We start from the raw sequence: 20,594 nt of genomic DNA, 5'->3' as shown, positions 1-20,594 counted from the left end.
CGTTCTCGTCGCTCTAGTGGCGGGAACGCAGTTCCCGCCTCAGGATCTTCCCACTCGCCGTCTTGGGAAGTTCCGGCAGGATCTCGACCACCCGGGGATATTTGTACGCCGCGAGCCGCTCCTCGCAGTACGCGGAGAGCTCCTCGGGCGCGGCTTCGCAGCCGGGGCGCAGACTCACGTACGCCTTGACGTTCTCGCCCCGGTAGGCGTCCGGGACGCCGACGACGGCCGCCTCGCGCACCGCCGGGTGGGTGTAGAGGACGTCCTCCACCTCGCGCGGCCAGACCTTGAAGCCCGACGCGTTGATCATGTCCTTCTTGCGGTCGACCACATAGAGCCAGCCGTCGCGGTCCATGAACCCGATGTCGCCGGTGCGCAGTTCACCGTCCGGGAAGGTCTCGGCGGTGGCCTCCGGGCGGCGCCAGTACCCGGGCACGACCTGCGGCCCGCGCACCAGGATCTCGCCCGGCTCGCCGAAGTCCACCTCCTTGCCCTCCTCGTCGACGATCCGTACGACCGTCTCGGGACCGGGCAGACCGACCGACAACGTGCCCGAGACCGGGTCGACCGGGGCCTCCTTCTCGGGCGGCACGGCGGCGCAGGGCGCGGTGCACTCGGTGAGTCCGTAGCCGTTGCGGATGTACGGGCCGAACGCCTCGCGGAACTTCTCCACCAGCGCGGGCGGCACCGGCGCGCCGCCCGAGGAGATCACCCGGAAGGAGGCGAAGTGGTCGCGGGTGACGCCGGGGGTCGCCGCCAGCGCCATGAAGGCGGTGGACGGGCCGACGGTGTACGCGGGCCGGTGCTCGGCGAAGGCGTCCAGGACGACGCCGGGGTGGAAGCGGTAGGCGAGGACCAGCGTGCCCGCGTTGGCCACGCACGCCGCCAACTGGCAGACCATTCCGGTGATGTGGAAGAGCGGGGCCAGCGCGAAATAGCTCGCGCCCTCGGGGACGGGCAGGCCGGTGCGCTGGCGCTCGGCGTTGTAGGTGATCCCCCGGTGGGTGTTCATGGCGCCCTTGGGGGTGCCACTGGTCCCGGAGGTGTAGCTGATCAACGCCGTGTCGTCCGGATGGAGTTCCCGGTCCTCGGGGGCGGCCAGGCCCTGGCGGGCGACGGCCAGCAGGTCCTCGGTGTCTCCCGGCACCGGCAGCCGCTCGAAGGCGAGCACGCGCGCGTCGTCGCGGCTCTGCAGGTCCAGCTCGCAGGCGGTGAGCGCGATCTTGACCGGCGAGGCGGCGGCGGTGTCCCGCAGATACGCCTCCCACGCCCGGTCGGCGCAGATCAGCGCGGTGACCTCGGCGTCCCCCAGGACATGACCGACCTCGGCCGACTTGTACATCGGGTTGAGCGGGACGACGGTCGCGCCCGCCTTCCAGGCGCCGAGCAGCGCGATCACGAAGTGCGGGGTGTTCTGGAGCATGATCGCGACCCGGTCGCCGCGCCGCAGCCCCCGGGCGGCGAGATGGCCCGCCACCGAGTCGGAGAGCGCGTCCGTCTCGCGGTAGCCGAGCCGCCCGTCGAAGTAGGCGAGCGCGGTGCGGTCGGGGGCGCGCAGCACGGCGGCGCGGAAGGCGTGCACCACGCTCGCGGGCGGGTCAATGGGAGCCCGCTGCGCCTCGCTCAGCTGCCCGAGCCACGGCTTAGCCGCGTATATGGAGGTCATTCGCCGACCGCCTCCCACTTCTGCTGAAGGTGGTTCATCGAGGTCAGCCAGCGGTCCGGGGCGGACGCGCGGGCCGTGTAGTACTCGGCGACCTCCGGGTGCGGCAGCACCAGGAAGCGCTCCTTCGCCATCGCGTCGAACAGCGCGTCCGCGACGGCCGGCGGCTCGATCGCGGTCGGGACCAGGACGAGGTCCCCGGCCGAGCCGGTCGCCTCCAGCATGTCCGTGCGCACGCCCTGCGGGCAGATCGCGTGGACCTGGACACCCCGGTGGCGGTAGGTGAGCGACAGCCACTCGGCGAACGCCAGCGCGCCGTGCTTGGTGACGCTGTACGGGGCCGCGCCGATCATGGTCAGCAGCCCGGCCGCCGAGACGGTCGAGACGAACCGCCCGCTGCCGCGCTCCAGCCACTCGGGCAGCAGCTCATGGGCCGCGCGGACATGGGCCATCACATTGACGTCCCAGGCGGCCGCCCACACGTCCTCGGACGCGGCCTCCGAACCGGCCGAGGCCAGGCCCGCGTTGGCGCAGTAGATGTCGATGGCGCCGCCGAGCGCCTCGCGGGCCGCCGGTACGACGCCGGACGCGTCGCCCGGGACGGCGATCGCGCCGATCTCCTCGGCCGTCGCGCGCGCCTTGGCCGCGTCGAGGTCGTTCACGACGACGCGGGCACCCTCCGCCGCGAATCTACGGGCGAGGGCCGCGCCGATACCGCCGCCCGCCCCGGTGACCACCACTGCCGCGCCCTGGACCGTACCCATCGAGAATCCACCTCTCCGCATGCCGACTGCTGAGCAGACTAACCAGTCGGTATGTACGGACGGAAGGGGCCGTGCACAACCGTCCCGTGCGGCGCGTTCCCCGCTGACGGCTCGCGCGCTAGCGTGCGTGGCCATGACACCCGCAGCGGTCCGGGAGGTACGCCGATGAGCCTGTCCCGACGCGGCCTGCTGGCGGGGACGGGGACGGCGGCGGCGATCAGCGCCATGCCGGCCTCTGCCTCGGCCACCTCCCGCCGCCGCGACCCCCGACCGGTCCGTACCGGCTTCGACCGGCTCGCCGCCGACGGCTACCGGGCGCTGGCGGGCCGCAAGGTCGGCGTGGTCACCAACCCGACCGGCGTGACCCGGGACGTCCGCCACATCGTGGACGTCATGCACGCCGACGCGCGCGTGCGGCTCGTCGCGGCGTTCGGCCCCGAGCACGGCTTCCGGGGCACGGCCCAGGCGGGCGGCTCCGAGGGCCGCACCACGGACCCGGCGACCGGCCTTCCGGTCTACGACACATACGGCATCAGCGGGCAGGCGCTGGCCGACATCTTCACCGCGTCCGGGGTGGACACGGTCGTCTTCGACATCCAGGACGTGGGCGCGCGCTTCTACACGTACATCTGGACGCTCTACGACTGCATGGAGGCCGCCGCCCTCGCCGGAAAGCGGTTCCTCGTGCTCGACCGGCCGAACCCGATGACCGGGCGGGCAGCGTCAGGCCCGGTCCTGGACAAGGCGTTCGCGACGTTCGTGGGGCGCGAGCCGATCGCGCAGGCGCACGGGATGACGGTGGCCGAGCTGGCGCGGCTCTTCAACGCAGAATTCCTGGGCGAACGCGTGGAGTTGGCGACCATGACGATGTCCGGCTGGCGGCGCGAGGACTTCTACGACGCCACCGCGCTTCCCTGGGTCCCGCCGAGCCCGAACATGCCGACCCCCGACACCGCTCTGGCGTACGCGGGCACGTGCATGTTCGAGGGGACCAACCTCTCCGAGGGGCGCGGCACCACCCGGCCGTTCGAACTCCTCGGGGCCGAGGGCGTCGACGCACGATGGGCCGCCGCCGCCAACGCCCTCAACCTCCCCGGCGTCCGCTTCCGCGAGGCGTACTTCACGCCCACCTTCTCCAAGTTCCAGGGCAAGACGGTCGGCGGCGTCCAACTCCACGTACATCAAAGGGAGTTGTACGACCCGGTACGTACCGGCATCGCGCTGCTCGTGACCGCGAAACGGGTGTGGAGCGGGTTCGCCTGGCGGTCCGACCACTGGATCGACAAGCTCACGGGGTCGGCGACGGTCCGCACGATGATCGACGCGGGCGCGGACACCGATGAAGTCGTGCACGCCTGGCAGGACAAGCTCGCCGCCTTCCACGAGACGCGCGGGAAATACCTGCTCTACCGCTGAACGGGGGTAAACCCCCGCTACGGAAGGTGGCTGGCGGGATGGGCAAGTCCCCCGGCCGTTCGACACGCTGGCCCCATGCACCTGTTCACCGACACCCACCGCCGTTTACGGCAATCCCTGCTCCTCCTGCTCGGCCTGACCCTGGGCGTCTTCACCGCAGCGATCCCGGGGGCACGGGCGCAAACCCCCACACCTGACGGGCAGTTGGCACGATCGGCCCAGCCGTTCACCGATCTGGGCCCGCTCGGACGGATGACCGGCTCGGCGAAGATCGTGGGTCTGGGCGAGGCGACGCACAACTCGCACGAGTTCTTCGCGGCCAAGCACCGCGTCTTCCAGTACCTCGTCGAGAAGAAGGGCTTCACCACCTTCGCCCTGGAGACGTCCTGGTCGTCGGGGATGCGGATCAACGATTACGTACGCCACGGCAAGGGCGACCCCGAGCGGATCGTGCGCGAGGAGTTCCAGAGCTCGTACGCGATATGGGACACCCGGGAGTATCTGGACCTGATCCGCTGGATGCGCGGGTACAACCTGCACCACACCCGCCAACTCCAGTTCATGGGCGACGACATGGGGTACGCGGGCACGGAGCTGTTCGACAAGGTGACCGCGTACACGGCCCGGCAGTACCCCGCGGTGCTCCCCCGCGTCACCGCGCTCTACAAGGAGTCCCGGCCCACGGCGGGCGTCGGCGACACCATGTCGGTCCGACTGACGCAGCCGCTCGACCAGCGCCGGCGGCAGGCCGACGACGTCCGCAAGGCCTACGACCTGCTGAGCGAGCAGCGGCCGGGCCCCGACCGCGCGGAACACGACCGGGTTCTCCAGTACGCGCGGACCATCGCGCAGACCGGCACCATGTGGTCGTACGACTTCTTCGACGACGCCCAGCTGCGCGAGTCGCGGCGCTACCGGGACGAGACGATGGCATGGAACACGGTGTGGTGGCAGCGCCACACCGGCGACAAGATGCTGCTCTCGGCGCACAACGGCCATGTCGGGTACGCGCCGACGCTGAGCGCCGAGTACCCCAAGACCCAGGGCGCGTACATCCGCGAGCTGGTCGGCACGGCGTACACGACGATCGGATTCACTTTCGGCCAGGGCTCGTTCAACGCCATGGACCTGAACGACCCGGCGGAGCCTATCCGTAAGTTCACGGTCGGCCCGATGGCACGGGGCAGCAACGAGGAGGTTCTGGAACGGGTTTCACCGCGCGACTACTACCTCGACATGCGTACGGTTCCGGCCGCCGCGAAGAAGTGGTTGGACGCGTTCCGCCCGACGCGGTTCATCGGCAACTCCTGGCCGGAGCCCATCGATCAGGTCCGGCTCGGAGCCTCGTTCGACGTACTGGTGCACCTGCACCGGGTGACGGCCGCGCACCGGCTCTGACCTCCCCGGATCACCTCGTTCCTGTTTCTGTCCAACCCCTGGTCACCCCTCCGGTCCGGCGGGACCATATGAGGCCCAGCGTGTCTCATTGCCGTCCGAACGGACCGGAGGCCCCAGCCATGGTGGACATCGGAATCGAGCCGTACCGCGAGATCACCTTCGACGCGGACGGCGACGCCGATCCCGCCGAGCGCGCGGCCCTCGCGGATCTGGACGTCACGGACCTGGTGATGTTCTCGCACGGCTGGAACAACACCCCGTCGGTCGCGACAGCCCTGTACGCCCACTTCTTCCAGCCGTTCCCGGGGCTGCTCGCGGCCTCGGGGGCGGCGGCCGCGGAGGTGCGGCTCGGGTACGCGGGCATCGTCTGGCCGTCGATCCGGTTCACGGACGAGGAGATCCCGGACTTCCCGCACACGGTGGCCGCGGATCCGGGCCCGGGCCTGGACGCGGCGACGGTGGAGGCCCTGAAGGGAACGTTCCCGGGCCGGGACGACACGATCGACCAGCTGGCGGCACTCCTCGCCCAACAGCCGGACTCCGAGGACGAGTTGCGCCACTTCGGCGAGCTGACCCGGGACCTCGTGGCACACGACGACGGGGCGGCGGGCTTCGGCGCCGACACCCTCGACGACGGCTCGGACGGCGTCGCCGCGCTCCTCACCCAGGACACCCTCGGCCTGTGCCGGGAGTTCATCCTGGCCCTGTCCGACACCGGGATGGACGTCGAACCCGGCCCGGCCGGGCCGTCGTTCTCGATCGGCGACTCCCTCAAGCACCTCTGGGACGGCGCGAAGGAGGTCCTGCGCCAGACGACGTACTACGAGATGAAGCGCCGCTCCGGCAAGGTCGGCCAGCTGGGTCTCGGCCCGCTGATCGGCGAACTCGCCCGTACGAAGCCGTCGATGCGGATCCATCTCGTCGGCCACAGCCAGGGCGGCCGACTGGTCGCGTTCGCCCTGAAGGGCCTCCCGGACGGCGCCCGCAACGTCAAGTCGGTGACCCTGCTGGAAGGAGCCTTCTCGCATTACGCATTCGCCGAACAGCTGCCGTCCGGGCTGAGCGGCGCGGGCGCACTGGCCGCACTCCAGAGCCGAGTCGACGGCCCGGTGGTCTCCTGCTACTCCCGCTTCGACACAGCACTCGGGGTGATCTACCCCCTGGCATCGAAGCTGGCCTGCGACTACCAGGGCCTCCTGGAACTCGACCGCCGCTGGTGGGCGATCGGCCACGACGGCATCCAGTCGGTGACGCCCTGCACCGAACTGACCCTGGCGGAGGTACTACGAGACGGCGTCCCGGACTCCGGCTGCGTCAGCGTGAACGCGGAAGCAGTGGTCCGATCAGGCGGCCCCCCATCGGGCGCCCACAGCGACATCTGCCACCCGGAACTGGCGAGGGTGGTACTGGCGGCTGGACGTATCGGCTGCGTATGACGGGAACCCCGCGCCCCTAGGAGGGCCCGAAGGGCCCACTAAGGGGCGCGGGGAACTGCGCGACCAGCCCAAGACGGCCCGCAGTCAAACCACTTCCAGCGCAGCTGCTATCGATGCGAAGCGAATTCGACCACCTGCTGATAGGTAGGCCGATTCTGCCAATTGATCGAATTCTGGCTGATCCCACCCAGCGGCCGCTGAACAACAGAGTCGGCACACCACTGATCCCCGGCGGAGCACACCGCATCGCCGGGATACACCTGCGCCGCAGTCTTGCCCGCGGCCTGCCCCAGCGAAGCCAGCAGCACATCGCGGCACGCGGACAACCGCCCGCCCCCGCAATACGCCCGCGCGAGCGGACCCTGCACCGGCTGACCGAGAACCGTCCGCAGATCCTTGTCCGCGTAACTCCACCACCCGTACTGGAACGAGGACCCGGCATGCGCCCCGGTAGGCCCGTGCCCGGCCGAGGGCGCCTCGTCGGTGGACAGGTTCGCGGTCAGAGAGGAGTACAGACCATCCCCGAGCCCCGGCTTGAACTCGGCCTCGACGAGCAGCGGCCACCACGCATCCATCAGCCGCACAGCCTCGGGATGGGTGTAGGTGTGCGACCCTTGCGCGGTCTCCCGCCGCTGCGCACCATCCGCCTTCCAGGACTCCAACTGCTGTACGGCGGTGGCCAGTTGCGGATCGGTGACAGGCGCACTGCGGATCACCTGAAGCAACTCCGGCAGCACATCCTCCCCCCGCAGATCGGTGACGGCGGCCTGCGCCATCGCCCGGGTGAGCGCGGAACGCGTCACCCCGCCCTGCGCGACCAGCGCCTTCACCCGGTCGTCGAGAAGGTTGGCCCGGTGCACCGAGCCGTTGCCGAACCCGGCCGCCGTATACCCCTTGGCCTGCTTGTTGTTCCAGGAGATGTAGTAGTCCTGCCCGACCGACTGCGGGTGCTGGGCGGGCGGCGTGTAGTCGGCGGTGTTGTACGCCGGGTCGAACCCCTGCCACTCATACACGCGGTCGGCCGTGATCGGCAGTGACGGATCGACATCGGGGTTCCGCACCGGGTTCTTGCCGCTGTTGTAATACGCGGCCGTACGGGAGTCCGCGTAGAACCAGTTGAACGCGTAGTCGACGTGCTGCGCGGCCTGCTGGAAGGTGGCCGCGTCCTTGACGTACGTCGGGTCGTTGAACATCTGGAAGCCGATGATCGAGTCGGCCTCGTGGCGGTAGGTCGAGCGCAGTGAGGTGTACGCGACCTGCTTGCCGCCGACCGTGGCGCGGGCGGTGACGATGCCGTAGTTCGTACGCCAGACCTGCATCCGGTAGGACCCGGCTGCCGTGTTGTCGGCCGTGGTCGGCTTCCAGGCGTTGGTCTTCTCCAGCTTCTCCATCGGGGTGCAGACGCCCCGGTAGAGATAGTGGGCCGCGTCCTGGCAGAGCTCGACGGCGTACGTGTCGGTGATGTCCTGCCCCGCGGAGGTGGCGGACCAGGCGTAGTCCTGGCCCCGGCCGAGCTGCACGTACATCCCGACCCCGGCGAAGGAGGCGCCGCGCGCGCTGATGCCCGGGCCCTGGATCTCCTGGAGCATCAGCAGCTGTGGCGCGAAGTAGCCGGTCTGCGGGCCGAAGACGGCCACCGGGTTTCCACTGGCGGTGCGGCTGCCCGAGACGACCAGGGCGTTGGACATGCCGCGCGGCTTGCCGATGTCGAAGCCGGGCATCGCACCGTTGTTGAAGATGCCCTTGAGCGGCTTGAGTTGCGCGGGGACGCGCACATCGGCCTTGGCCTTGGTGAGCGCCGAGCCGGTGCGGTCGTAGACGAGCTGCTCGGGGACGACCGTGCCCGGGTCGGGCATGGCCGTGCCCTGCGCGTTCACGGGCTTGGTCGCGTACGGGAAGCTCGTGCCGTCGTGGACGGTGAGCGCGGCCTCGGGGTCGTCGCGCTCGCGGAACGACTCCCACACCTTGGTGCCCTCGGCGACGCCGTACTTGGCCTGCGCGGCCTGGAGCGACAGTGCGGCCTGCACTTCGCCGCCACCGCCTCCGCCGAACAGTCCGCCGACGACGGAGGCCAGCGCGATCAGGTCGGTGAGCTTGAAGGGCTGGATCTCGCCGATGTTGGTGATGGCGTCGATCTTGCCGGTGAGGACGTACTCACCGGGGAAGTAGCGGCCGTCCTTGGACTGCTTGGCGTAGGCGTTGATGCCGTCGACGTACGCCTGGGCGTCCGCCATGGCCTGTTCGCCGCGTGCGCCGTTGGTGGTGCGGATGCGGTCGACCTGCGCCTGGAGGTCGGCCTCGGTGTACGGGGCCTGCGGCCAGAACTCCTGCTCAAGGCCCTGGTTGGCGAGCGCGCCGCCCGCGAACGAGGTGAGCTCGCCGCGCCCGATGTGCCGGAACAGATCCATCAGCCAGAGCCGGTCCTGGCCCGCCGCGTACCCGGCGCCGTACTCCGTTCCGTACCGGGTGGTCCCCTTGATGTGGGGGACGCCGGTGGCCTTGTCGCGGGTGATGGTGACGTCGGGGCGCGGGGAGCTGGTGGACGCGACCTGGCCGCCGGGGACCCCGAAGGAGGCGTCGTTGAAGAACGAGTTGAGCTTGTCGTCGGTGAGCGAGGACTGTCCGGCCACCAGCGCGTCGTACTTGCCGAGCTGGTCGTCGCTGTGCGCGGGATGGGTGCCGAACATCTTGTTGCCGAGGATGTCGACGAGGGTCGCGTTGCCGTTCTCGCCGGGCGGGAGGATGTCGCCGCACTGGCCGAGGCAGTAGTCGTCGTTGGGCACCTCCGCCGCGCCGGCCTGGCCGACGGGGGCCAACAGGGCTGCGGACAGGGCGATCACAGTGGCGGCGGTGGCGGTTCTGAGCCGTGCGGTGGGTCGTCGCATGCGTGCTCCTAGTGAGGACCGATGCGGCGGAGGTTACTGAGGGGTACCCGACGAGGGAAGATGAGCATGCGTCACCTTTCCCGAATCATCACAGAGTCGGGTCCGTACGCCCGTGGATCCGTGCGCCCGGAGTGCGGCGGGGGGCGCGCGGCACGGTCCCGGACGCGCCACCTGATGGCCGCCATCGAATTTTCGATGGAGCCGGATTGGGTAGTCGTACGTCCATTCCTCGACGCCGAAGCATTCACCGAAGTACGAGCGACGGAGGTGGCAGGGCCATGGCTGGTTTCCGCAGTCTGGCGAGACAGGTGCGCGATCCGGGGAACGATCTCGCGCTGCGCCGGTATTCACTGCGCAAGTGCCTTGAGCGGTTCGCCCCATACGGGCACCGGGCGACCTGGGACCATCTGTGCGCGAGGCACAGCATCGGGCCCGAGGACCGGGCCCCCGATCCGGCGCGGCTGGTGGCCGCGCTCGACGAGCTGGAGGCGGCACGGGCCGTCTGGCTCGCCTACGAAGCGGAGTTCGCGGCCCGCAGGAAGCGCGAGAAGCACGCCGGCCTGCGGATCCCCGGCTCCTTCGACGACTGGCACCGGCGCACCTGGGGCGGGTTCGGGGTGGCCTGGTGCGAGGACCCGTCGGTGCACCCGGCGCGGCCCCTGGCCGAGGTGCTCGGGCGCATCATCGCGGCCCTGCGGACCGTACCGGGCACGGACTGCCCGGTGTGCGACGGGCAGCGGCTCGTCTGGCGACAGGACCTGGCCCACGACCCCTGGTGCGGCCCGGTCTGCACGGCCTGCGGAATCCTGGTCCCGCAGCCGGTACTGACCACCGAGGCCCTGACCCGGTCCAAATCACTACGGCGCGGAGCACTGGCATCAGCGGCATGAGACGCGCGGGGGCGGCACGGCCCCGCCCCCGCGACGTCGGGTTTCTGCTCAGCAATCCGCGCACGACGCCACGTTGGTCGCGCCCCGCTTCTTCTTGCGCTCCGGCAGCAGCCGGGACCCGGTGAGGATGTCGCCCGAGATGTCGTCCGGGTTGGACAGCACGCACGTCTCAAGCGACAGACACCCGCACCCGATGCAGTCCGTCAGATGGTTCCGCAGCCGGTCCAACTGCCGTATCCGCTCGTCGAGTTCGGACCGCCACGTCTCGGAGAGCCGGGCCCAGTCCTCCCGAGTGGGCGTGCGCTCCTCGGGCAGCTCCGCGAGCGCGTCCCGGATCGTGGCGAGCGGGATGCCGACCCGCTGGGCGGCCCGTACGAACGCGACGCGGCGCAGCACGTCACGGCTGTAGCGGCGCTGGTTGCCCGAGGTACGGCGACTGCTGATGAGGCCCTTGGACTCGTAGAAGTGCAGCGCGGACACGGCCGCCCCGCTGCGCGCGGACAGCTGCCCGACCGTGAGTTCATGGACCTTCTCTGGAATCTGCGGCACCCCTCGAACCCTACTGCTCAGGACCCCTCACCGTTGACAGCGGGCACCGCCCCCAGCATGCTGAGCAAGCGCTTGGAAACCATGAGCCGCAGAGCAGCGGGAGCATGCGAGAGAGGCAGGAACCGGGCATGGCAGAGCCGAGGATCTTCACATCCGCCGAGGAGCTGAGGGCCGGGGTGGGCGAGCCGCTCGGGCACAGCGACTGGCTGGAGATCGAGCAGAAGCGCATCGATCTGTTCGCCGACGCCACCGGGGACCACCAGTGGATCCACGTCGACCCGGAGCGCGCCGCGAGCGGGCCGTTCGGGACGACCATCGCGCACGGCTATCTGACGCTCTCCCTGCTGCCGACGTTCGTCCCGCAGATCCTGCGCGTCGAGGGCATGCGGATGGGCATCAACTACGGCACCAACAAGGTCCGTTTCCCCGCACCCGTGCCGGTCGGCTCACGGCTGCGCGCCACCGCCGTACTGACCGAGGTCGAGGAGGTCGGCGGCGGTGTGCAGGTGACCGCGAAGGTGACGGTCGAGCGCGAGGGCGCCGACAAGCCGGTGTGCGTGGCCGAGTCGGTGTCGCGCTACTTCTTCTGAGGCGCGCTACTTCGCCGGGGGCTGGGCCCCCACCATCCGCAGCACGAGGTCGGCGTAGAGCGCGCCGACCTCGTCCGGCGTGCGGCGCCCCTGCGCGTTGAACCAGCGCGCCACGTCGATGCAGAGCGAGAGCACGGCGAGCGTGGTGCCCGGCACGTCCGGCACGTCGAACTCGCCCGCCGCCACGCCCTCGTTGAGGATGCGCCGCACGGCGGCGTCGCTGCGGCGGCGCAGCTCCACGATCTCGGCGCGGTGCTCGTCGCCGAGCGCGTCGAGTTCGTACTGGACCACGCGCGCGGTCATGTGGTGCCCGGCGTGCCAGCGTACGAAGGAGCGTACGGCGTCGGTGAGGCGCTCGGCGGCGGTGCCGTCGGCGCCCGCCGCCGTCTCCAGGATCTCCAGGGCCTTGTCGTGGCCGATCCGGCTGATCCGGTGGAGCAGCTCTTCCTTGGTCTTGTAGTGGATGTAGAGCGCGGCGGGGCTCATCCCGGCGCGGCCCGCGATGTCCCGGGTCGTCGTCGCGTGGTAGCCGCGCTCGGCGAAGGCCTCCACGGCGGCGAGGAGCAGCCTCCGGGCGGCCTCGGGCGTGACCTCGCCCCACGGCTTCTCGTCGCCCGCCATCTCGTCAGCCGCACCCATCGCCCGCTCCTTCTTCCTTCGGACGAACACCATACCCCGAAGGTGAGCAAGCGCTTAGAGCCTGCGGCTAGAGCTTCTGGAAGGGGTCGTGCTCGGCGAGGATCTTCTCCAGGCGGGCCTGGTCGACCCGGCTGGCGATCTGCCCGGCCTCCTGGCGGTCGCGGACCACCTTGGCGAGGGTGAAGGCGGAGGTGACGAGGTAGAGGACGGCGATGCCGAGGAAGGCGCGGACCCAGGCGTCGGCGTGCAGGCGGGTGATGCCGATCGCCGTGGCGCCCAGGGCGATCGAGAAGGACGCGACGGCCTGCCCGTAGTACGCGGCCGTGTTCTGCTGCTTGACCGGTGTCTCACTCATGCCGGACAGCATGCGGCCGATATGGTGCGGCCCACATCCGCTCGCGTACTCAGTACGTACTCAGGTTCTGCATGCGCTCAGAAGGCCGAGACACCCGTCTCGGCGCGGCCGATGATCAGCTTCTGGATCTGGCTGGTGCCCTCGTACAGCGTCATCACGCGCGCGTCGCGGAGCAGCTTGCCGACCGGGTACTCGTCGATGTAGCCGTAACCCCCGTACACCTGAAGGGCGTTGTTCGCCGCGCGCACGGCGGCCTCGGAGGCGAAGAGCTTCGCCTTGGAGGCGGCGGTGGCGAACTCCTGGCCGCGGTCGATCAGATCGGCGACCCGCCAGGTCAGCAGCCGCGCCGCGTCCACGTCCACCGAGATGTCGCTGATCAGCTCCTGCACCAGCTGGTAGTGGGCGATGGAGCGGCCGAACTGCTCGCGCTGCCCGGCGTATCCGACGGCCGCGTCCAGGGCCGCCTGCGCGATACCGACGCAGCCCGCCGCGACCGACATCCGGCCCTTGGCCAGCGCGGACATCGCGATCGAGAAGCCCTTGCCCTCCGGGCCGAGCATGGCGCCCGCCGGTACGCGCACATCCTGGAGGACGAGTTCGGCGGTCGCCTGGCCGCGCAGGCCGAGCTTGCCGTGGATGGGGCGGCGGGTGAGGCCGGGGGAATCGGTGGGCACCAGGAACGCGGAGACACCGCGATGGCCCGGGGTGTCGTTGGTGCGGGCGAAGAGGAGCACCACATCGGCCCAGGTGCCGTTGGTGATGAACATCTTGGAACCGTTGACCACGTAGTCGCCGCCGTCGCGGACGGCCCGGGTCGCCAGGTTCCCGGCGTCCGAGCCGGTGCCGGGTTCGGTGAGACCGAAGCATCCCAGGGCCTCGCCGGAGGTGAGCCGGGGCAGCCACTCGCGCTTCTGCTCCTCGCTCCCCCAGTGCGCGAGGGTCTTGGCGACCAGGCCGAGCGAGACCGAGACGATGCCGCGCACGGAGGAGTCGCCGCGTCCCAGCTCCTCGGTGACCAGGCAGTACGCGAGATGGTCGCCACCGGAGCCGCCGTACTCCTCGGGGATCGTGAGCCCGAGGAAGCCGAGCGCGCCCAGCTTCTTCACGATTGACCGGTCGACGCTCTCGGCGCGGTCCCATGCGACGGCGTTCGGGGTGACCTCGCGGGCGACGAAGTCCTCGGCGAGCCGCCGGACGGCGGCCTGCTCCTCACTCAGCTCCAGGTTCACACGGACTCCAGGTTCCTCATGGGGGTCGCACCCCGGTCGCAGCTTTAATTACCACTGCTAGTTTTACGGGCGCAGGCCCTACTATGTGCCGCATGGCCCGACCGCGCAAGCCCCTCCTGAACACCGACCGCATCGTGGCGGCGGCGAGCGCGCTGGTGGACTCCGAAGGGCTCGCGGCCGTCTCGACCCGGCGTCTCGCCGCCGAGCTGGGGGTGAGCGGGCCGTCCCTCTACAACCACTTCCGCACCAAGGACGAGATCCTGGAGGCGGTGGCCGACGCGACCTCCGCCCAGGTCGACCTGTCGATGTTCGAGGCGGCCGACTCCCGCGACTGGCGCACCGCGCTGCACGACTGGGCCGTCGCCTACCGCGCGGTCCTCACCCGGCACCCCAACATCGTCCCGGTCCTGGCCCAGGGCCCGGGCCGGCGCCCGGCCGGACTGCGCCTGGCCGACGCGGTCTTCGGTGCGATGGTCGCGGCGGGCTGGCCGCCCGCGCAGGCCACCCATATCGGCGCCCTGATGCGGTACTTCATCATGGGCTCGGCCCTCGGCTCCTTCGCGGGCGGCTTCGTGGACGACGAGAGCGCGTACGACCCGGCCGACTATCCGCATCTCGGCCAGGCGCACCTCCTCGCCGAACGCCAGGAGAAGATCGACGAGGGCGCCTTCGAGACGGGGCTGCGGGCGCTGCTCGACGGCCTTGCGGCGCAGTACGACGCCCTGCCCGCCGACGTACGCCACAGCACCGCCCATGGTTCGGTACCGGCCGAACGGTGATCGCGGCATGCTGGAGGCATGACCACCGCATCGGGTTCCGGCACATCACGGTCCGGCACATCGGGTTCCGGGCTCGCCGCGTTCGCCTCGCTGCTCGCCGACGAGACCCGGGCCGCCTTCTGCCTGGCGCTCCTCGACGGGCGGGCCTGGACGGCCGGAGAGCTCGCGCGGTACGCGGGGGTCGCGCCGTCGACGGCCAGTGAGCATCTGGGCAAGCTCGTCGCGGGCGGGCTGCTCGGCGAGGAGCGGCAGGGCCGGCACCGGTATCTGCGCCTCGCCGACGCCGGGGTCGCCCACCTCGTGGAGGAGTTGGCGGCCCACACCGCGCCCGCCCGCCCCCGCACCCTGCGGGCCGCGTCCGCGAGCAGCGCGATGGCGCGCGGGCGGACCTGCTACGACCATCTCGCGGGCCGGCTCGGCATCGCGATCACGGACGCGATGACCGTACGGGGGCTGCTCAGCCAGGACGCCGGTTTCGCGCTGACCGCTCAGGGCATCGGCTGGTACGGGGAGTTGGGGATCCCGCTCGAACCTCGTGGCAGGCGCCCGCTGGTGCGCTCCTGCCTGGACTGGACCGAGCGCCGCCCCCACCTGGCGGGCACGGCCGGAGCCGCACTGTGCGCGCACGCGCTGGACGAGAAGTGGTGCGTACGGATCGGATCCGAGCGGGCGGTACGGGTGACGCCGACGGGGGTGGAGGCGCTGGGCGAGCTGCTGGGGATCGAGAAGTCGAGTTTGCGGTGAACGCGGCGGCGGGGCGGGGAGGCTTGCAGCTGAGTGCCGGGACCCGCCCCGGCCCCGCCCCTCCCATGAGGCCCCCGATAATTCGGTGAACGACGAACTGTTTCGCGCTTACCTTCACCTCATGACCAACTCCTCGCACCCCGCCCGCAGTTCGCAGCGGCTCGCCCTCGGCGCCGTCGGAATCTCCGTCGTGCTGTGGGCCTCGGCGTTCGTGTCGATCCGCAGCGCCGGTGCCGCCTACTCCCCCGGCGCGCTCGCGCTCGGGCGGCTGCTCGCGGGCACGGCGGTGCTCGGCGCGGTCCTGGTGTTCCGCCGTGAAGGGCTGCCGCCGCGCGCGGCCTGGCCGGGGATCGCCGTTTCGGGGCTGCTCTGGTTCGGCCTGTACATGGTCGTGCTCAACTGGGGCGAGCAGCAGGTCGACGCGGGTACGGCCGCGATGGTCGTCAACATCGGCCCGATCCTCATCGCGCTGCTCAGCGCCCGGTTCCTCGGCGAGCGGCTGCCGCCCCGGCTGGTGGCGGGCATGGGCGTCTCGTTCACGGGGGCGGTGGCGGTCGGCCTGTCGATGTCCGGCGACGGCGGCGCGTCCGTGCTCGGCGTGGCGCTGTGCCTGCTGGCGGCCGTGACGTACGCGGCCGGTGTCGTCGCGCAGAAGCCCGCGCTGCACCACGGCAGCGCGCTCCAAGTCACCTTCTTCGGCTGCCTGGTGGGCGCGGTGGCCTGTCTGCCGTTCACCGGACAGCTGGTGTCCGACGCCGCCGACGCACCGCTCAAGGCCACCCTGAACATGGTGTACCTGGGCGTGTTCCCGACCGCGCTCGCCTTCACGACCTGGGCGTACGCCCTTGCCCGTACGACGGCGGGACGGATGGGCGCGACCACCTATGTGGTGCCCGCGCTCGTCGTCCTGATGTCCTGGCTGATCCTGGACGAGGTGCCGGGCTGGCTCACCCTCGTCGGCGGCGCCCTGTGCCTGACGGGCGTGGCGGTCTCGCGCTCCCGCCCCCGTACGACATCAGGGAGCGGATGCGTCTCGGCACCCGCCGACGGGCCGACCGTGGAACCGGAGTCGGTCGGTTAGAAGACCACCAGCGCCCGGCCGCCCTTGCCCGCCACCATGTTGTCGAATGCCGCCGGGATTCCGTCGAGCCCGATCCGCTCCGAGACCAGTGCGCTCAGGTCGAGGCGGCCGGCCCGGATGTGGTCGGCCAGGACCGGCAGGTCGCGGGCCGGGTCGCTGTTGCCGTACACGCAGCCGGAGAGCGTACGGCCCCAGTGGAAGATCTCCAGGGCGTTGAACGAGACCTGCTGGTCCTTGCCGCCGATGCCGACGACCGTGGTGCGGCCGCCGCGCCGGGTGGACTCCCAGGCGGTACGGATGGTGACCGCGCGGCCGACGCACTCGACGGCCACATCGACACCGTTTCCGCCGGTCAGCTTGCGGATGTCCTTCGCGGTCGTCTCCGAGGCGATCACGAAGTCGGTGGCGCCCGCCCGGCGGGCCAGCTCCTCCTTGGCCGGGGAGACGTCCACCGCCACGATCCGCGCGGCGCCAGCGATCCGGGCCGCCTGGAGCGTGGCGAGGCCGACGCCGCCGACGCCGAACACCGCGACCGTCTCGCCCTCGCGGACCTTCGCCGAGTGGTGGACGGCCCCGTAACCGGTGAGGACCGCGCAGCCGAGCAGCGCGGCCTCCGCCAGCGGGATGCCCTCGGGCAGCGGCAGCAGGCAGTTCTCGGCGACGACCGTCTCCTCGGCGAACGCGGCGACGTTCAGACCGGGGTGCAGGTCGCGCCCGTCGGCGGTGCGCGCGTACACGGAGGTCGCGCCGCCCAGCGCGTTGAGGCAGAGCCACACCTCGCCGAGCGAGCAGGGGTGGCAACCGCCGCACGAGGGCGCCCAGTTGAGGACGACGCCGTCGCCGGGTGCCACCGAGGTGACGCCCTCACCGACGGCGACCACGGTGCCCGCGCCCTCGTGACCGAGGACGGCCGGGACCGGGACCCGCATGGTGCCGTTGGAGAGCGACAGGTCCGAGTGGCAGACCCCGGCGGCGGCGATACGGACCCGCACCTGACCGGGGCCGGGCTCGGGGAGCTCTATCTCGGTGACCTCCAGCGGGGACCCGATGGCGGGAAGGACTGCGGCGCGGACCACGATGATGCTCCTGGGCTGGGAGTGACGGAACGGGAACGTCAGGACTGCTCAGAACGGCTCAGAAACGGCTCAGAACTGCAGGGACTTCGTCTGGAGGTACTCGGTCAGGCCGTGCGGGCCGAGCTCGCGGCCCACGCCCGACTGCTTGTAACCGCCGAACGGGGCAAGGGGGTTGAAGCGGCCGCCGTTGATGTCGACCTGGCCGGTCTCCATCCGCCGCGCGAACGCCACCGCCTCGGCGTCGTCCCCGGCCCAGACCGCGCCCGCGAGCCCGTACACCGTGCCGTTGGCGATCCGCAGCGCGTCGTCCTCGTCCGCGTACGCGATGAGCGAGACGACCGGGCCGAAGATCTCCTCCTGGGCGATGGTCATCTCGGGGGTGACGTCCGCGAAGACGGTGGGCGCCACGTAGTACCCCTCGGCCAGCGGCGCCTCGGGGCCGCCCGCGACGAGCCGGGCACCCTCCTCCACCCCCTTCTCGATGTAACCGCGCACGCGTGCCTGCTGCTTGGCGCTGACCAGCGGGCCCACCCGGTCGCCCGCCGGGTACTTGGCGACAGCGGCCTTGGCGAGCTCGACCGCCTCCTCGTACCGGTCGGCGTGGACCAGCATCCGGGTCCAGGCGCTGCACGTCTGGCCCGAGTTGCTCATCACATTCGCGATGCCGACGTTGACCGCCTTGGCCAGGTCGGCGCCGGGCAGGACGACGTTGGCGGACTTGCCGCCCAGTTCCAGGGCGACCCGCTTGACGGCTCCGCCCGCCGTCGCGCCGATCTGGCGGCCCACGGCCGTCGAGCCGGTGAAGGAGACCAGGTCGACCCCCTCGTGCGCGGCGAGCGCCTGGCCCGCGACCGGGCCGAGGCCGGTGACCAGGTTGAACACACCGGCGGGCACACCGGCGTCGTGCACCGCCTCGGCGAAGAGCTGCGCGGTCAGCGGGGTGTCCTCGGCGGGCTTGAGGACGACCGTGCAGCCCGCCGCGAGAGCGGGTGCCACCTTGGCAACGATCTGGTGCAGCGGGTAGTTCCAGGGCGTGATCGCGCCGACCACACCGACCGGCTCGTGGAAGACCGTCGAGTTCCCGATCCGCTCCTCGAAGGCGTACGCGGCGGCGAGTTCGGCGTACGAACCGGCGACCGCGATCGGCAGGCCCACGTGCACCTGCTGCGCGAACTGCTCGGGCGCCCCGAGCTCGGCGGTGACCGTGCGGGCGATCTCGTCCTTGCGCTCGGCCAGCCGGTCGCGCAGCGCGGCGATGTGCGCGGCGCGCTCGGCGGGCGCGGTCGCGGCCCAGCCCGGCAGCGCCGCGCGGGCCGCGCGCACCGCCGCGTCCACGTCCTCGGCGGTACCGGCCGGGATGTGCGCGATGACCCGCTCGTCGGCCGGGTTCACGACCGGAAACGTGTCGCCGCCGGCGGCGGACGTCCACCGACCGCCTATGTACATCCCGTCCTGGGCCGCGTACATCCCGTGGGCGTCCATCGCACTCCTCCTGAGCCTCGGCTTCCGGGGACCCAAACTAGCGCCGGTAGTTTTCCGGCACCAGGGGCCCCGGCGTCAGGAGGAGGTTAAAGGCTCGCGATTACGGACTGGATCCCGGACCGCGTACGGCGGTCAGGTGGGCGAAGACGACGATGTTGCTCTCGTAGCCCGCCTTGCGGTCGAACTTGCCGCCGCAGGTGATCAGCCGCAGCTCCGGCCGGCTGCGTCGGCCGTACACCTCTTCGTTGGGGAAGTGCGCCTTGTCGTACTTCTTGACCTCGTCGACCGTGTACACCGCGACCTTGCCGTCCGCGCGCCGGGCCTCCACCAGGCGGCCGGGCTTCAGCGCGTACAGGCCCGCGAAGACGGCGGGCCCGGTGCGGGTGTCGCGGTGGCCGACGGCGACGGCGGTGCCGTTCTCGCCCGGCGTGGGACCGCCCGCGTACCAGCCGACCGGCTTCGGGTCGTCGACCGGCGGCGTGGCGAGATGGTGCGACGGGTCGAGCCCGAGGCCGACGACCGGCGCCTTCAGACTCAGATACGGGATGGCGAGACCGATCGCCCTGGACGGCGGCAGCGGCGCGGGCGGCCGGGCGGCGGGCGCGCCCCGGCCGCCCCGGGCCGAACGGCCGCCGGGGCCGGGCGACTTGGCGCCCCCGGCCGCCCCCGGGGCCTGCTTGTCCCCGTCGGCCCCCGTGGGGGCCGAGGGCGCCACCGCGCCCCCGGTCCCCGTGGCGCCCATCGCGACCGGTGCGACCGACCCGTCGTCCTGGGACCACCAGACGCCGCCGACGACCAGGGTCACGGCGAGCGCCGCCGTCCGCGCCAGCCGGTAGCCGCGCGTACGGTGCAAGGGCCTGGGGGAGCCGTTACGCGGCGCCATGGGGGCGACGGCGCAGCCGGCGCAGGAAGAAGATCCCGGAGGCTCCGACCAGGCCGAGGGCCGCGAGACCGCCGACGGGCGGGATGCCGTCTGTGAGGCCGCCGCCGGTCCCGGCCAGGCCGCCGCCACCCGCGGGCACCCCGCCGTTGGGGCCGCCGGTGCCGCCGCCCGCCGCACCGCCGGACGCGGTGCCGACCGGGGCGCAGTCGACCTTGAAGACCTTGTGCTTGTCCGCGCCCTTGCCACCGGTGATGTTCCAGGTGAGCTTGTACTGCCCGTCCGGCAGCGTCAGCGGCACGGTGTGGCCGATACCGGTGGCGAGCGTGATGGAGCCGTTGAGCGCGGCGCCGCCCGCGCGGAGCGGCTGGGTCTGGATGGACCAGGTGATGCCCTGCGCGACGTCGAAGTTGAAGGCGTCGAGGTAGAAGCTGCAGACCTTGGGCTCGTTGCGCTGGTCGGTGAAGGCGGTGCCGACGTTGTGGATCTTCACGTCGCCGTTGTCGCCGGGCGCGGCGTGGGCGGCCGGGGCCCCGGCCAGGAAGGCTCCCGCGAGGACCAGGGCCGCACCGGCGGTGACGGCCGGGCGGTGGAGGGCGGGGTGCGGGGGTGGTGAGGCAGGCATGCGCGTTCCTTTGTGTCAGATTGTCATATAAATCGACCTTTCCTCTGACTCTCTGTCATACCTGTACGGGAAAACGGCGGCGCAGCGCCGAAGGGGCGACCGGATACCGCCCG

19 protein-coding genes are annotated in these 20,594 nt (G+C 71.3%); 8 read left to right on the top strand and 11 right to left on the bottom strand.

Annotation, left to right across the window (positions count from 1 at the left end; genetic code table 11):
- Positions 1-13 precede the first annotated feature (13 nt).
- Complete coding sequence (locus tag ACT1U9_RS25395; RefSeq protein WP_444534961.1) at positions 14-1,666, bottom strand: class I adenylate-forming enzyme family protein; 1,653 nt, start codon at positions 1,664-1,666, stop codon at positions 14-16.
- Complete coding sequence (locus ACT1U9_RS25390) at positions 1,663-2,427, bottom strand: SDR family oxidoreductase (RefSeq protein WP_444534960.1); 765 nt, start codon at positions 2,425-2,427, stop codon at positions 1,663-1,665. Before ACT1U9_RS25390 ends, ACT1U9_RS25395 begins: the two co-directional genes overlap by 4 nt.
- 165 nt (positions 2,428-2,592) lie before the next feature.
- On the opposite strand from ACT1U9_RS25390, the gene ACT1U9_RS25385 reads away from it, so the two are divergent.
- The 3 genes from ACT1U9_RS25385 to ACT1U9_RS25375 all read left to right on the top strand — a co-directional run bounded on the left by ACT1U9_RS25385 (position 2,593) and on the right by ACT1U9_RS25375 (position 6,677).
- Positions 2,593-3,843 carry an exo-beta-N-acetylmuramidase NamZ family protein gene (locus ACT1U9_RS25385; protein ID WP_444534959.1) on the top strand — a complete coding sequence of 417 codons (1,251 nt, stop codon included), beginning with the start codon at positions 2,593-2,595 and terminating at the stop codon, positions 3,841-3,843.
- Between the two features lie 75 nt (positions 3,844-3,918).
- Positions 3,919-5,241, top strand: a complete 1,323-nt coding sequence (locus ACT1U9_RS25380; RefSeq protein ID WP_444534958.1) for an erythromycin esterase family protein — start codon at positions 3,919-3,921, stop codon at positions 5,239-5,241.
- Between the two features lie 119 nt (positions 5,242-5,360).
- Positions 5,361-6,677, top strand: coding sequence for a serine-threonine protein kinase (locus tag ACT1U9_RS25375; protein ID WP_444534957.1), 1,317 nt, complete (start codon positions 5,361-5,363; stop codon positions 6,675-6,677).
- 107 nt (positions 6,678-6,784) lie between these two features.
- Here ACT1U9_RS25375 and ACT1U9_RS25370 read toward each other — a convergent pair whose 3' ends face one another.
- A complete protein-coding gene (locus ACT1U9_RS25370) occupies positions 6,785-9,562 on the bottom strand; it encodes a penicillin acylase family protein (RefSeq protein ID WP_444534956.1) in 2,778 nt (925 codons plus the stop codon).
- Between the two features lie 278 nt (positions 9,563-9,840).
- Here ACT1U9_RS25370 and ACT1U9_RS25365 point away from each other — a divergent pair, with 278 nt between their 5' ends.
- Positions 9,841-10,452, top strand: a complete 612-nt coding sequence (locus ACT1U9_RS25365; protein ID WP_444534955.1) for a hypothetical protein — start codon at positions 9,841-9,843, stop codon at positions 10,450-10,452.
- 48 nt (positions 10,453-10,500) lie between these two features.
- On the opposite strand, the gene soxR is transcribed toward ACT1U9_RS25365, so the two are convergent.
- Complete coding sequence (soxR, locus tag ACT1U9_RS25360; protein WP_444534954.1) at positions 10,501-11,001, bottom strand: redox-sensitive transcriptional activator SoxR; 501 nt, start codon at positions 10,999-11,001, stop codon at positions 10,501-10,503.
- Positions 11,002-11,129: 128 nt separating this feature from the next.
- On the opposite strand from soxR, the gene ACT1U9_RS25355 reads away from it, so the two are divergent.
- The gene (locus tag ACT1U9_RS25355) at positions 11,130-11,591 is read left to right on the top strand and encodes a MaoC family dehydratase (protein ID WP_444534953.1); all 462 of its coding nucleotides are present in this window, start codon (positions 11,130-11,132) and stop codon (positions 11,589-11,591) included.
- Between the two features lie 6 nt (positions 11,592-11,597).
- Here ACT1U9_RS25355 and ACT1U9_RS25350 read toward each other — a convergent pair whose 3' ends face one another.
- The 3 genes from ACT1U9_RS25350 to ACT1U9_RS25340 all read right to left on the bottom strand — a co-directional run bounded on the left by ACT1U9_RS25350 (position 11,598) and on the right by ACT1U9_RS25340 (position 13,814).
- Complete coding sequence (locus ACT1U9_RS25350; RefSeq protein ID WP_444534952.1) at positions 11,598-12,230, bottom strand: TetR/AcrR family transcriptional regulator; 633 nt, start codon at positions 12,228-12,230, stop codon at positions 11,598-11,600.
- 67 nt (positions 12,231-12,297) lie between these two features.
- Positions 12,298-12,585 (bottom strand): YiaA/YiaB family inner membrane protein, encoded by a 288-nt coding sequence (locus ACT1U9_RS25345; RefSeq protein WP_444534951.1) that lies wholly within the window; start codon positions 12,583-12,585, stop codon positions 12,298-12,300.
- Between the two features lie 77 nt (positions 12,586-12,662).
- On the bottom strand, positions 12,663-13,814 hold the full coding sequence (locus ACT1U9_RS25340; RefSeq protein ID WP_444534950.1) for an acyl-CoA dehydrogenase family protein: 1,152 nt from the start codon (positions 13,812-13,814) through the stop codon (positions 12,663-12,665).
- Between the two features lie 83 nt (positions 13,815-13,897).
- On the opposite strand from ACT1U9_RS25340, the gene ACT1U9_RS25335 reads away from it, so the two are divergent.
- From ACT1U9_RS25335 to ACT1U9_RS25325, 3 genes are all read left to right on the top strand, one after another.
- Entirely contained in the window at positions 13,898-14,593 is a 696-nt protein-coding gene (locus ACT1U9_RS25335; protein ID WP_444534949.1) for a TetR/AcrR family transcriptional regulator, read from the top strand.
- 18 nt (positions 14,594-14,611) lie between these two features.
- Positions 14,612-15,337 (top strand): ArsR/SmtB family transcription factor, encoded by a 726-nt coding sequence (locus ACT1U9_RS25330; protein ID WP_444534948.1) that lies wholly within the window; start codon positions 14,612-14,614, stop codon positions 15,335-15,337.
- A gap of 121 nt (positions 15,338-15,458) precedes the next feature.
- Positions 15,459-16,418, top strand: coding sequence for a DMT family transporter (locus ACT1U9_RS25325; RefSeq protein ID WP_444534947.1), 960 nt, complete (start codon positions 15,459-15,461; stop codon positions 16,416-16,418).
- On the opposite strand, the gene ACT1U9_RS25320 is transcribed toward ACT1U9_RS25325, so the two are convergent.
- From ACT1U9_RS25320 to ACT1U9_RS25305, 4 genes are all read right to left on the bottom strand, one after another.
- Complete coding sequence (locus ACT1U9_RS25320) at positions 16,415-17,497, bottom strand: zinc-binding dehydrogenase (protein ID WP_444539244.1); 1,083 nt, start codon at positions 17,495-17,497, stop codon at positions 16,415-16,417. The two genes, ACT1U9_RS25325 and ACT1U9_RS25320, sit on opposite strands and share 4 nt — an antisense overlap.
- Positions 17,498-17,563: 66 nt before the next feature.
- A complete protein-coding gene (locus ACT1U9_RS25315) occupies positions 17,564-18,961 on the bottom strand; it encodes an aldehyde dehydrogenase family protein (RefSeq protein WP_444539243.1) in 1,398 nt (465 codons plus the stop codon).
- Between the two features lie 115 nt (positions 18,962-19,076).
- Entirely contained in the window at positions 19,077-19,829 is a 753-nt protein-coding gene (locus tag ACT1U9_RS25310) for a class F sortase (protein ID WP_444534946.1), read from the bottom strand.
- Between the two features lie 16 nt (positions 19,830-19,845).
- Positions 19,846-20,481: a hypothetical protein gene (locus ACT1U9_RS25305; RefSeq protein WP_444534945.1), complete on the bottom strand. Its 636-nt coding sequence runs from the start codon at positions 20,479-20,481 to the stop codon at positions 19,846-19,848.
- Between the last annotated feature and the right edge of the window lie 113 nt (positions 20,482-20,594).

The sequence above is a fragment of the Streptomyces sp. BR1 genome (assembly GCF_052373795.1).
Classification (GTDB): domain Bacteria; phylum Actinomycetota; class Actinomycetes; order Streptomycetales; family Streptomycetaceae; genus Streptomyces.
Note: the sequence above shows the minus strand (reverse complement) of the source record. Positions and strands in the feature narration are given on the sequence as shown.